The sequence below is a fragment of the Bartonella sp. ML70XJBT.G genome, assembly GCF_028618575.1.
Taxonomy (GTDB): Bacteria; Pseudomonadota; Alphaproteobacteria; order Rhizobiales; family Rhizobiaceae; genus Bartonella.
In genome coordinates this window covers 36840-49951 of record NZ_JAQITA010000004.1, presented here as the reverse complement: position 1 = coordinate 49951, position 13112 = coordinate 36840, and the positions used below count along the sequence as shown (strand labels likewise).

Annotated in this window: 13 protein-coding genes; 9 read left to right on the top strand and 4 right to left on the bottom strand. The window is 39.9% G+C overall.

Annotated features, from left to right (window positions below; all coding sequences use genetic code 11):
* The first annotated feature begins 86 nt into the window (after window positions 1–86).
* The 8 genes from dnaN to gpsA all read left to right on the top strand — a co-directional run bounded on the left by dnaN (window position 87) and on the right by gpsA (window position 8751).
* Complete coding sequence (dnaN, locus tag PVV64_RS03015) at window positions 87–1208, top strand: DNA polymerase III subunit beta (RefSeq protein ID WP_273759729.1); 1122 nt, start codon at window positions 87–89, stop codon at window positions 1206–1208.
* A gap of 20 nt (window positions 1209–1228) precedes the next feature.
* Window positions 1229–2362 (top strand): DNA replication/repair protein RecF, encoded by a 1134-nt coding sequence (recF, locus tag PVV64_RS03010; RefSeq protein WP_273759794.1) that lies wholly within the window; start codon window positions 1229–1231, stop codon window positions 2360–2362.
* 50 nt (window positions 2363–2412) lie between these two features.
* Window positions 2413–2877, top strand: a complete 465-nt coding sequence (aroQ, locus tag PVV64_RS03005; RefSeq protein ID WP_273759793.1) for a type II 3-dehydroquinate dehydratase — start codon at window positions 2413–2415, stop codon at window positions 2875–2877.
* 115 nt (window positions 2878–2992) lie between these two features.
* The gene (gene cyoA / locus PVV64_RS03000) at window positions 2993–3964 is read left to right on the top strand and encodes a ubiquinol oxidase subunit II (RefSeq protein ID WP_273759792.1); all 972 of its coding nucleotides are present in this window, start codon (window positions 2993–2995) and stop codon (window positions 3962–3964) included.
* Window positions 3965–4039: 75 nt separating this feature from the next.
* Window positions 4040–6058, top strand: coding sequence for a cytochrome o ubiquinol oxidase subunit I (cyoB, locus tag PVV64_RS02995; RefSeq protein ID WP_273759727.1), 2019 nt, complete (start codon window positions 4040–4042; stop codon window positions 6056–6058).
* Window positions 6055–6720 carry a cytochrome (ubi)quinol oxidase subunit III gene (locus PVV64_RS02990; protein ID WP_273759726.1) on the top strand — a complete coding sequence of 222 codons (666 nt, stop codon included), beginning with the start codon at window positions 6055–6057 and terminating at the stop codon, window positions 6718–6720. Before cyoB ends, PVV64_RS02990 begins: the two co-directional genes overlap by 4 nt.
* On the top strand, window positions 6720–7310 hold the full coding sequence (cyoD, locus tag PVV64_RS02985) for a cytochrome o ubiquinol oxidase subunit IV (protein ID WP_273759725.1): 591 nt from the start codon (window positions 6720–6722) through the stop codon (window positions 7308–7310). The genes PVV64_RS02990 and cyoD overlap by 1 nt, the downstream gene beginning before the upstream one ends.
* A 418-nt stretch (window positions 7311–7728) precedes the next feature.
* Window positions 7729–8751: an NAD(P)H-dependent glycerol-3-phosphate dehydrogenase gene (gene gpsA / locus PVV64_RS02980; protein ID WP_273759724.1), complete on the top strand. Its 1023-nt coding sequence runs from the start codon at window positions 7729–7731 to the stop codon at window positions 8749–8751.
* A 310-nt stretch (window positions 8752–9061) separates the two neighbouring features.
* On the opposite strand, the gene fabI is transcribed toward gpsA, so the two are convergent.
* From fabI to fabA, 3 genes are read right to left on the bottom strand one after another with little or no spacing between them, the layout of a single operon-like run.
* Window positions 9062–9880 (bottom strand): enoyl-ACP reductase FabI, encoded by an 819-nt coding sequence (gene fabI / locus PVV64_RS02975; protein WP_273759723.1) that lies wholly within the window; start codon window positions 9878–9880, stop codon window positions 9062–9064.
* A 48-nt stretch (window positions 9881–9928) separates the two neighbouring features.
* The gene (gene fabB / locus PVV64_RS02970) at window positions 9929–11149 is read right to left on the bottom strand and encodes a beta-ketoacyl-ACP synthase I (RefSeq protein WP_273759721.1); all 1221 of its coding nucleotides are present in this window, start codon (window positions 11147–11149) and stop codon (window positions 9929–9931) included.
* A gap of 52 nt (window positions 11150–11201) precedes the next feature.
* Complete coding sequence (gene fabA, locus PVV64_RS02965) at window positions 11202–11711, bottom strand: 3-hydroxyacyl-[acyl-carrier-protein] dehydratase FabA (protein ID WP_273720182.1); 510 nt, start codon at window positions 11709–11711, stop codon at window positions 11202–11204.
* Window positions 11712–11940: 229 nt separating this feature from the next.
* On the opposite strand from fabA, the gene irrA reads away from it, so the two are divergent.
* Window positions 11941–12435, top strand: coding sequence for an iron response transcriptional regulator IrrA (gene irrA / locus PVV64_RS02960; protein ID WP_273759791.1), 495 nt, complete (start codon window positions 11941–11943; stop codon window positions 12433–12435).
* 67 nt (window positions 12436–12502) lie between these two features.
* Here the strand turns inward: irrA and PVV64_RS02955 are convergent, their stop codons facing one another.
* A complete protein-coding gene (locus PVV64_RS02955) occupies window positions 12503–13096 on the bottom strand; it encodes an SH3 domain-containing protein (protein WP_273759719.1) in 594 nt (197 codons plus the stop codon).
* Window positions 13097–13112 lie beyond the last annotated feature (16 nt).

Genomic DNA, 13112 nt, shown 5'->3' with positions numbered 1-13112 from the left:
AATAAAATCCAGCAAATGATTCTTAAGGGAATGGGTTGTTTTCTAGAGAATTTCTATAGTTTTTAGTAAATTGTAACGGAGATTTTATGCGTATTATAGTTGATCGCAGTCAGTTTCTTAAATCTCTTGGTCGGGTTCACCGTGTGGTAGAGCGTCGTAATACCGTTCCTATTTTATCAAATGTTTTGATTGATGCAGAGAATGGAAGTGTGCAATTAAAAGCGACGGATCTTGATTTAGAGGTCACGGAATCTTTTACAGTCAATATTGAACAAGCAGGAGCGATAACTGTACCAGCATATTTGTTATATGATATAGTGCGAAAACTTCCTGATGGGAGTGAAATTGTCTTGTCCGTTGATGAGAATCAGGCAAACACGATGTCTGTCGTTTCGGGTTGTGCGCATTTTCAGCTTCAGTGTCTTCCGAAGATAGATTTTCCAGAGTCTCTTCCAGGTCAGTTTGGTTATCGCTTTTCTCTATCGGCCTCAGGTTTGAAACATTTACTTGATTGTACGCAATTTGCTATTTCTACGGAAGAAACCCGTTATTATCTCAATGGGATTTATTTTCATGTTGTGAATGATGGTATTTTGAAGTTGCGTTTAGTTGCCACCGATGGTCATCGTTTAGCACAAGTTGATATGGAAGCGCCTTTAGAAGTTGAAGGTATGCCAGGTGTCATTATTCCTCGTAAAACTGTAGGAGAATTACAAAAGCTTCTTTCAGAAGAAATTGACGGTGATGTGTCTGTAGAAGTCTCAGAAACAAAAATTCGTTTTTCTGTAGGTTCTGTTGTTTTTACATCGAAATTAATTGATGGAACATTTCCAGATTATCAACGTGTTATCCCTCTTGGAAATGATAAAAAATTGATTGTTAACAAACAGGATTTTTCTTCTGCGGTTGATCGTGTTTCAACGATTTCGAGTGATCGTGGACGTGCGGTGAAATTAACGATTGAGCATGGGCAATTAAAGCTTGTCGTTAATAATCCTGATTCAGGTAGTGCGGAAGACCAATTAGCGGCAACTTATACATCTGATCCGCTTGAGATAGGATTTAATTCGCGTTATCTTTTGGACATTGCTGGTCAGCTTTCCAGTGATGAGATGGTTTTTATGTTGGCAGATGCTGTAGCACCAGCTCTGATTCGTGATAATGATGATTCAGATGCGCTTTATGTGCTGATGCCCATTCGCGTTTAGGGACTATTGTTTTGCAATGCATAGCTGGTTATGTGCACAAAGTGGCAGTGCGGCAGCTAAAGCTTGTGCGTTATCGCAATTATTCCTCCTTTAATATCCATTTTTCAGGTCAGCATGTGGTTTTTACTGGCCATAATGGTGCGGGTAAGACAAATCTTTTAGAAGCTTTATCTTTTCTTTCTCCTGGTCGCGGTTTGCGGCGTGCTGCTTATTCTGATGTTAGTTTTGCAAATGATGGTGGTGAAGGGTTTGTTGTCTTTGCACGTCTTGAATGTGCTCTTTATGGTGAAGTAAAGATTGGTACAGCATTCGAAATTGGGACTAATAGTCGTAAAGTACATATTAATGGTGTGAATGAGACAGGAGATTGCTTAACAGATTACTGTCATATCAGTATTCTGACACCTTCTATGGATGGGCTTTTTACAGGCCCTTCGCTTGAGCGGCGTCGTTTTTTAGATCGTATGGTTTTGGCTATTGATCCTTTGCATAGTCGTCGCATAGCAGATTATGATAAGGTGATGCGCGCGCGCAATCGTTTATTTTTGGATGACAATGAAAATGATGCTTGGTTTAATGCGTTAGAAAAGCAGATGGCAGAACTAGCAACGGCTATTGCTGCCGCACGTATTGATCTTATTAGGCTTTTGAATGATCTGTTTGTACAAATGCCATCTCAGAGAGTTTTTCCACGCGCTTTTTTACAAATTGATGGTTTTTTAGAAACGGCTTTGAGTAAATTATCGGCGGTTGAGGTTGAAGAGCAATTTTATGATCGATTGCGACATAACCGTGCAATAGATCGGGCAGCTGGAAGGACTCTGGAAGGACCACATCGCACAGATTTACAAGTTTTTTATGCTGATAAAAACATGGCTGCAACATTTTGTTCTACGGGTGAGCAAAAAGCGTTGCTCACAAGTTTGGTTTTATGTCATGCGCGTTTAACAGGTATGATGTCGCAGAGGGCACCTATACTACTTCTTGATGAAATGGCAGCACATCTTGATTCTCATCGGCGCGCTGCTTTATTTGATATTCTTGATGACTTGAGGGGGCAAACATTTATGACAGGAACAGACCGCATTTTGTTTGATTCCTTAAAAGGACGAGCAGAGTTTTTTGAGATTAAGGATGGAGCTTTATTTCAATAAAAATGTGCTAAATTTTTTATAAGTGATGGTCGACGAAAAAGAGGCTTATGATGTCTACAATTATAACGGTTTTAAATGGTCCTAATTTAAATTTTCTTGGGCAACGTGAGCCAGAGATCTATGGAACTGAAACTCTAGAAGATATTGAAAAATTTTGCAAGGAATGGGCAACCAGAGCGGGTATAGTCGTACATTTCCATCAAAGCAATTATGAGGGGCAATTGGTAGAGTGGATACAGGAAGCGGTTGGAATGAGTGCAGGATTGATAATCAATCCTGCTGCTTATAGCCATACCTCTGTTGCAATTCTTGATGCTTTAAAAATATTTACAGGGACAAAAGTAGAGGTTCATTTATCTCATATTTATCATCGTGAGTCCTTTCGCTACCACTCTTATACGTCTGCTGGTGTGGATGCTGTCATTGCCGGTTGTGGGAGCGATGGGTATTGGTTTGCGCTTGAATATATTGCCAAGAGGCTTAAATTGGGCAGAGAGGAATCAAAAGTTGTATAATGTTGATGAGGGCATTTGAATTTACTTGATAATTCTTTTTAAATTGGTAAGCATATCGTTAAGATTTTGTCATGTTTTGATGGCAACTTCTGGTATGTATGATGGGGCAGGTGAAATGAAAAACTTTGTTAAACGAATAAAGATGCTCGTAATTTTAGGGGTTGTGTTGCTTTTATCAGGTTGTAAGTTTGACGTTCTTCACCCGGCGGGATATGTTGCGCGGCAACAGCTTATTTTGATTGTTATTTGTGTTGCTGTTATGCTTTGCGTTGTGATTCCAGTCATGGTGAGTGTCGTATTTTTGGCTATTAAATATCATGCGTCGAACACGTCAGCAGAATATTTACCTGATTGGGGGCATTCCAATAAAATTGAAGCAGTTATGTGGGGCATTCCAATTGTTATCGTGTGTGTTTTGGGTGCGTTGACTGCCTATTACACCTATAAGCTTGAACCAGAAAATCCGCTTCCCACGGAAATTGTTGGTGAAGGGGAGCCGTTGCAGATAAATGTTGTGGCTACGGATTGGAAATGGGTTTTTATTTATCCTCAATATGGTATTGCAGCAGTCAATGAAATTTATGCACCTGAAGGTCGCCAAGTTTTATTGCAGTTGACGTCAGAGAATTCTGTTAATGCTTTTTGGGTACCAAAACTGGGCACGGTTCTTTATGCTATGCCACAAATGAATTCTAAATTGCATTTGGTTGCTGATAAGCAAGGAGTATTCAACGGAACTTCGGCGAATTACAGTGGTGATGGTTTCGCAGGAATGCGATTTAAATGGCATTCTGTATCTTTGCAGGATTTTGATAATTGGGTTGCTAAAGCTCGGGCCCATGGTCAAGTACTTGATCGTGCATCTTATCGTCAGCTTTCTATTGCGCCTCGTATGGGTGATATTGCTGCGAAGGAAAAGGATGCTGAGGTACGTTATTTTGCACCTGTTGAGAAGCAGCTCTACTACCGGATTGTTAATCGATGTGTTGATGCAAATACGGTGTGTAATGAAGATTTAATGAAGCGAGCTGCAGCTCAGACACTTTGGGGTGCACTTTGTTCAGTTTTTGATCCTGATGGTTATTGAGTGCATCAATCGAGAAAGAGACCTTTTAAAAATAAGGTTTTTTTAAAATGAAATTTATCTGATACGGGTTGAGAAATGTTTGGAAGACTTACAGATCCTACAGCTGGTGCTTTTCACGCGCTGGCACATGAACCGATCGTTTTATACACGTGTATTGCGATTGTTGTGGGTGGTTTAATTGCTGTTCTTGCTTTGACAGTGCTTGGATGGTGGGGAGTCTTATGGCGAAATTGGATTACAACAGTTGACCATAAACGCATTGGCATTATGTATATAGTGCTTGGTATTATTATGCTTGTTCGCGGTTTCGCGGACGCAATTATGATGCGAACGCATCAGGCTTTGGCTCTGGGGAGCGAAACGGCGGGTTATTTACCTCCTGATCATTTTGATCAGATTTTTTCGGCTCACGGTACTATAATGATTTTCTTCATGGCCACGCCGATATTATTTGGTCTTTTCAATTATATTATACCACTTCAAATTGGTGCTCGTGATGTTGCTTTTCCTTTTGCCAATAATTTGGGATTTTGGATTACAGCTGCAGGAGCAATACTCATTAACATATCACTAGGTGTTGGTAATTTTGGTCGTGGTGGCTGGTTGATGTATCCACCTTTCACAGAGTTGCAAGGAAGTCCAGATACGGGGGTAGACTATTATTTGTGGTCACTTCAACTGTCTGGTATTGCAACAACGATGGGAGCAATCAATTTTGTTGCAACGATGATAAAAATGCGGGCACCTGGTATGACGATGATGAAAATGCCCGTCTTTTGTTGGAGTGCTTTCGTTAGTAATGTTCTTATTTTAGTGATTTATCCTGTCTTAGCTGTAGCGTTTGCTCTCTTGGCATGTGACCGTTATTTGGGCATGAATTTTTTTACCAATGTTGGTGGCGGAAATCCAATGGTATGGATTAACTATGTTTGGATTTTTGGGCATCCTGAAGTTTATGTTTTGGTTGTCCCTGCTTTTGGGATTGTTTCTGAAGTTGTCTCGACGTTTTCTTCAAAACGCCTTTTTGGTTATACTTCAATGGTATGGGCAATGTTGGTTATTTTAATCCTTTCACTTCTTGTTTGGGGACATCATTTCTTTACCATGGGTGGGGGTGAAGTTGTAAACACCTTCTTTGGTATTGCTACGATGATCATTGCCGTTCCAACGGGTGTAAAAGTCTTTAATTGGTTACTAACCATGTATAAAGGGCGGATACGTTTTGAGCCTCCAATGCTTTGGTGCATGGGGATGATCTTTACATTTGTTGGAGGTGGCTTAACAGGTGTTTTGCTATCTATTGTGCCTGCGGATTGGCAATTTCATAATTCGTTGTTTTTGATAGCGCATTTCCACCACACAATTATCGGAGGTGTTGTGTTTGCCTACTTAGCTGGACTTGCTTTTTGGTTTCCAAAAGTTTTTGGTTATAAACCAAATCGGATGCTAGGCATTGCATCTTTCTGGTGTTGGTTCATTGGTTTTTATCTTGCCTTTTTTCCAATTTATGCGCTTGGGCTCATGGGTGCGACGCGTCGTCTTCAACATTACATGGAGCCTAGTTGGCAGCCGATGTTTATAATTGCAGCACTAGGAGCTTTTATTATCTTACTTGGTATCCTTTGTTTTGTGCTGCAAGTTGTTTTGGCAATTTGGTACGGTATTAAGCATAAGGGACGCTTACCAGTAACGCTCAATGATTCTTGGGGTGATGCACGTACACTTGAATGGTTTACCTCTTCACCGCCACCTTCTTACAATTTTGCCATTATTCCAGAGGTACACTCTGACGATGCCTATTGGAATATGAAGAAAAATGGTTATCAGCGTCCAACAAGTGGATTTTCAAAAATTCATATGCCGTCAAATACATCGGCTGGAATTATTGCTGGGTTCTTTTCATTAGTTGTTGGTTTTGCGCTTGTTTGGCATATTTGGTGGCTCGTTGCGATTGGAATGATTGGCTTTGTGGCGACGATAGTGTGTCATTCATTAACAGGTGATCATCATGGTTACTATATTCCAGCTGAAGAAGTGCAAAAGACAGAAGATGCTTTTACAGCTGTCCTTAAAAAACAAGGAGTAACAGTATGAGTACGATGGCAATGAAGAAGACTCACATTGATGAGCATCATCACGACAATAGTTCCGTCATGACGTTTGGTTTCTGGGTTTATATCCTTTCGGATTTGATCCTATTTTCGACACTTTTTTCAAGTTTCGCTGTTTTTTCCGCTTCTTACGGTGGAGGAAAAGCAGGCAGTGAATTTATTGATTTAAAGTTTGTCTTGGTTGAAACTGCTATTTTGTTGCTTTCATCAATTACTTATGGGTTTGTGATGGTACAAACCCATAAGGGGCATCTCAGTGGTGTGCGTTTATGGATGGCTATTACTTTTGTACTTGGATGTTGCTTTATTGGCATGGAAATTTACGAATTCCATGAACTTTTGGGCGAAGTATTTTATTACGATCCTGGTGCTTATGCTGGTATTGACCCTGCAACGGGTTTAAAGCTTTTTGGAAAAGAAGTTTTATCTGCTTATTGGTCAGCGTTTTTTGCTTTGGTTGGCACCCATGGTCTTCATGTGAGTGTTGGTCTTCTCTGGATGGTGGTGATGTTTTTTCATCTACGTCGGAGTGGTTTGGATCAGGATAATAAAACGCGTTTAGCATGCCTTTCAATTTTTTGGCATTTGCTTGATATTGTATGGGTTGGTGTTTTCACCATGGTTTATCTGTTAGGAGCGCTGTAATGAACATGCAAAACGAAACACATGGTCCCAGTACTGGTTCCTATTTAATCGGCTTTATTCTCGCGATATTTTTTACTTTAGGTTCTTTTATTCCTGTGATGTATGGAATGATGGAGAGCTGGGCGATTAGTACAAAAGTTGCATATCTTATTGGAATGGCGATTATTCAAATTATAGTGCAGGTTGTTTTCTTTTTGCACTTGAATTCTGGTCCAGATGCGAAATGGAATTTAAGCGCTTTGTGGTTTGCGGCCATTTGCGTTTTGATTATTATTGGTGGTACGTGGTGGGCTATTTCCCATTTAAATTATAATATGATGGGTGGTTCAGGACGTATTATTGAGCCGGAAAGAACAACAGAAGATAGTTCTATATCGACAGGAAAATTATCAGAAAAACAAAAGCCAGCAGGAGATTTATTAAGCACTCAGGTTGCTACAGAGCAAGAGCCAAGTATGCCAGCTCATGTAGAGCAAGCACCAGGTGTGGAAATGCCTATGGGGCAAGAGCCAAGTATGCCGGCTCCTGTAGAGCAAGCATCAGGTGTGGAAATGCCTATGGGGCAAGAGCAAGTATGCCGGCTCCTGTAGAGCAAGCACCAGGTGTGGAAATGCCTATGGAACAAACACCAAGCATGCAAACGCCTGTGCAATAAAATTATCAAAAATAACAAGATTCATAGAGCCAATGCCAAGTGCATTGGCTTTTTTGCGAGAGTTCGTTATAAACAAGTTTATTGGGGCTAAGGTGAGTGATAAACAGAGGGCTAGAGAGGAAATTGAAGAGGCATCATTTTGAATATACGTTTATTTTAAACGAGAAAGTTTATGGGGACTTAAGTGTAACCTCAATTTGACCTGAGATAAGCAGTCATTTGGAGAAGCTATAATATTATTTTCATACGCTTGAATACAGAAGGTATGAGAATTTTGAAAAGATTTCACAGTATGTTAGAATGAAGCCATAACGGACTACAAAGAGAAATTTGGAGAATAATCAGAAAGTTTGATGAAAGCCGTTTCGATAACAATTATTGGTGCTGGTTCTTTTGGCACGGCGTTGGCGATTGCTTTGGCTCGTAATGGCCATCGTGTTTTACTTTGGGGTCATAATCCTCAGCATATCAAAGAATTACAGAAATATCGCTGCAATCAAGCATTTTTACCAGATATTCAATTTCCTGAAAATCTATCTCCCGAAGTTTCGCTTGAAACTGCAATAACAGCAAGCCGAAATATATTAATTGCTGTTCCAAGTCATATATTTCACCAAGTATTATACAATATTCAACCTTATTTGGATCAACATTCACGTATTATATGGGTAACGAAGGGCTTGGAGCATGGTACAGGACGCCTTTTACAAGAAGTTGCTTGTGAAATTTTAGGAGATAAAATTCCTTTAGCTGTTTTTTCTGGACCAACCTTTGCCAAGGAGATTGCCATTGGTTTGCCTACAGCAATTACAGTAGCAGCTTCTGATGCTGAATTTAGTAAAGAGCTACAGCAACTTTTTCATTGTGATAAGGCTTTGAGAGTTTATAAAAATTCTGATATGATTGGCGTTCAATTGGGTGGAACGGTCAAAAATGTTATTGCCATTGGTGCAGGAATATCAGATGGCATGGGATTTGGGGCAAATGCTCGAATAGCGCTCATCACACGAGGCTTAGCTGAAATCAGTCGTTTGGGTGTTGCTATGGGCGCTGAACTTTCCACATTTATGGGTATGACAGGCTTAGGCGATTTGGTTTTAACATGTACTGATAATCAATCGCGCAATCGCCGTTTTGGTATGCTGCTTGGTCAAGGAATGAATATAAAAGAAGCGGAAAAACAGGTTGGCCAAGTTGTTGAAGGTTATTTAAATACGAAAGAAGTGCATGCATTAGCACAACGCATAGGAGTAGAAATGCCAATTACAGAGCAAATCTATCAAATATTATTTTGCGATAAAAGTGTAATCGAAGCAGCAAATACATTATTGAGCCGAGCACTCAAAGATGAAATACGTGATACAGTATGTTTCTAAACTATTCAAACAGATGAGAGAGATAGTGGTCATAGAATAGAAATTTTGAAGTTTAGTACGCTGACCATAAGATAAAGCAGTCATACTATAGCAAATGAAAGAAAACCAGATCGCTTTTTATGTGGATGACTGAAGTATAGCGGATATAGCTAAAACATGGAAAAATTTAACTGCTACTCTAAGTTATATCTTTAAAAAGCAAGCTATGTTCTCTAATTATAGATTTTACAGGAGAGAAGAAAGCACTCAACATATCTTTATATGCTGTGCAAAGGGGTATTTTCGTACTTTGACCAAGCACTAGGAAGAGTTATCCTCCTTGTGTTTCCTCACTTTGTTTTAATTCTTCAAGGGTTGGCATAGACATAATATTATAGCCTGAATCAACATAATGAATTTCACCAGTAACGCCTGATGATAAATCAGAAAGGAGATAAAGAGCAGATTTTCCAATTTCGTGAATATTTACGGTGCGACGCAATGGCGCGTTACGACGTTGATAGGAAAAAATCGCGCGTGCAGCTGCAATTCCATTGCCTGCTAAAGTTCTCACAGGTCCAGCTGAAATTGCATTGACACGAATGTTTTGAGGACCAAAATCCGCTGCTAAGTAACGTACCATAGCTTCTAAAGCAGCTTTAGCCACACCCATAATATTGTAATTAGGGACAACTTGTTGTGAAGCTCCATAGGTAAGTGTTAAAAGCGCACCTCCATGAGGCATAAGCTTACCAGCGCGCTGAGCAATTTCAGTAAAAGAATAGGCAGAAATAACCATTGTGCGCTGAAAGTTTTCGCGTGTTGTTACATCAACATAACGTCCTTTTAATTGATTCTTATCTGAAAAGCCGATGGCATGAACAACGAAATCAATCGTTTTCCATTCTTTTTCAAGATATTCAAAAACACGATCAACATTTTCAATTTTTTCAACATCGCATTCAAGCAACAATTTGCAACCGAGCTGTTCTGCTAAAGGTTGAACGCGTTTTCCAAAGGCTTCTCCTTGGTAGGTAAAAGCCAATTCAGCTCCTGCTTTTGCGAGTTGGCAGGCAATGCCCCATGCAATTGAATGGTCATTTGCAACCCCCATAATAAGGCCACGTTTGCCCTCCATCAAACCTTTCATGTTATTCTCCGTAAGACCGTGCTTTTTCAACCAGCTAAGAATCCCTCTTTATGCATAACGTTGGAAAATGAGCGTTGCATTGGTACCGCCAAAACCGAATGTGTTTGACAATACAGTATTAAGTTGTTGATGATCACGACGTTCACGAACAATGGGCATATCGGCGAAAGCTGGATCAAGCTCTTCAATATGAGCACTCTCGCAAATAAAATTATGCTTCATCATTAACAATGTATAGATTGCCTCATGAACACCTGCTGCCCCTAAAGAATGACCGGTCAGAGATTTTGTGGCAGAAATAGGTGGGCATTGATCACCTGCTCCAAAGATACGGCGAATTGCTTCTATTTCGGGGGGATCACCAACAGGTGTTGCTGTTGCATGAGGGTTGATATAATCAATTTTATTCTTTACGGTTGCAAGCGCCATGCGCATGCACCGTTCTGCCCCTTCACCGGATGGAGCAACCATATCATGACCATCTGATGTAGCACCATATCCAACAATTTCTCCGTAGATTTTCGCGCCACGCGCTTTAGCAAGTTCGAGCTCTTCAAGAACCAAAACACCTGCTCCACCAGCAATAACAAATCCATCACGATTGACATCATAGGCACGTGAAGCTTTTTCTGGTGTGTCATTATATCTACTGGACATCGCACCCATAGCATCGAAGAGTACAGATAATGTCCAGTCCAAATCTTCACAACCACCAGCAAAGATGCGGTCCTGTCTACCATACTGTATTAATTCATAAGCATTTCCAATACAATGATTAGAGGTTGCACATGCTGAAGAAATTGAATAGTTCACGCCTTTAATTTTAAAAAAAGTTGCAAGTGTCGCAGATGCTGTAGAACTCATTGCTTTGGGTACGACAAAAGGACCAACGCGCTTTGGACCTTTTTGCCGTGTAATATCAGCAGCTTCAACGATTGATTGAGTTGAAGCGCCTCCAGAGCCCATAATGATACCCGTGCGTTCATTTGATACTTCATGGGGCTCTAAACCCGCATCAACAATTGCTTGATCCATAGCGATGTGATTCCAAGCAGTTCCACGTCCATGAAAACGCAAAGCACGTCGATCAACCAGTTCTTCTATATTAACATCAGGTTTACCGTAAACTCTGCTACGAAAACCTAATTCAGCATACTGAGGTGCATAAGAAATTCCGGATTTGGCTTCATACAAACTGGTTAAAACTGCCTCTATATCATTTCCAATTGCAGAGACAACTCCCATTCCAGTTACAACAACGCGACGCATCCATACCTCCTTGTTTCATACAGAACAACAAAATGTTCTGGTGGAAATAATTTCAATCTTCTTTAAATAAGGCAACACGTAAATCACTTGCTTTATAGATAGCTTCACCATCTGCTTTTACCCACCCATCTGCTATTCCTAACACCAAATTTCCACGTCGGATACGTTTAAAGTCTATTCCATATTCAAGAAGTTTGGTTTGCGGAGTTACCATACCTGATAATTTTACTTCACCTGTTGATATAGCTCTCCCTTTTCCTGGTTCACCTAACCAGCCGAGAAAAAAACCTGTTAATTGCCACATACCATCCAACCCGAGACAGCCCGGCATAACTGGATCACCTATAAAATGACAATCAAAGAACCATAGGTCTGGGGTAATGTCAAATTCAGCGCGAACCATTCCTTTATCATATTCACCTCCCGTTTCACTAATTTGGGTGATTCGATGAATCATCAACATTGGTGGGGCAGGTAATTGTGCATTACCTTTACCAAACATTTCGCCGCGAGCACAGCTTAGAAGCTCTTCATAAGTATAGCGAGACTTTTGTTCAGCCATTGTTACTCCATTTGTTAGCGTATATTTTGACTTCTGCGCTTTTCCCCAATCTACTTTTAGAGCAAATTTGAAAGAGAGGGAAATGATTTTATATCATTTTTAATGACAAAAGCCCTTTTTTATGTATCCTGTGTGTGTGATTATAAAAAAATGGAATGAAAAATTATATCAAACTGTTCCCATTTTTTATATTTTACTTATTTGAATAGATTATATTGTGGTTTTAAACATGTCAGTGAATGCAGACAATTTCATTTCCAATCAAGAGCAGCTACCTGCAAAAGATTGTGAGAAGGTTATACGTTATTATTCAATTTCTACGTTAGAAAAGCATTTGCGTAAAAATGGTTTGCGACCAACACGTCAGCGGTTAGAACTTGCGCATATGATTTTTTCTCAAGGGAACCGTCATATTGCTGCTGAAGAGCTTTATGAAGAAGCGGTGAGGGCAGGTGTGCCTGTGTCTTTGGCAACGGTTTATAATACGCTTCATCAGTTTACAGAAGCGGGGTTATTACGGATTATTGCCGTAGAAGGTTCGAAAACTTGGTTTGATACCAATACTTCTGATCATTATCACTTTTATATAGAAGGCGAAAATCGTATTCTTGATATTCCTTGCGATTTAGGAGAAGCGCCTATTATTGGGAATTTGCCCAAACCACCAGAAGGTATGGAAATCTCACATGTTGACTTGATCGTTCGATTAAAACCGAAAAGCTAATCTGCATAGAGAACATGAGAAAGTTCAATAAGAGATAAAAATTAAACTTTATGGATTAAAAAATTCATTAATTATTTATTTTTTCATCAGGATAGATTCCCCATAACAGAGATTGAGGAAGCCATCCTCGGATATTATTGATATTTAATTCGCACCACTGTTCATCACATTGGCGAATATTACCAATGACATTGGGTTCTACTTCTGCTACGAGTTTTGCGTTGTTTGCGGGATTTTTGCGTAGCATTAGCCTTTTTGTTTTATCTTTTTGCCATGGAATAGTTATAGCGGTCCTTTTTCCAGAGAGAAGAGATTGATAGACCCACCCCTCATCGCCTTCGGCATCACGAATTTTGCGCCATTGATCGTATTCTTGAATAATTTCAATAGGAAGCCCCTGTTTTGTGTAGGTAAAGAGAATAGCATAATTGCTTCCTGGTCCGATGCGCACATTCACGCGTGTAGGCTTAATAGAAGCAAACCGTGGGAGTGGTAAACCACTTGATCCTAAATTTTGCCCTGAGTTTTGCCCTGAGTTTTGCCCTGAGTTTTGATTGAGCGTTTGTGCGTTCACAAAGCGAAGGGAATTGAATACAAAAACACCTGCTATGAGGATACATGATGTGAGTACTGAGAATCGAAACCAACGAAAATATTGCACACTTAAACCTTTTTTG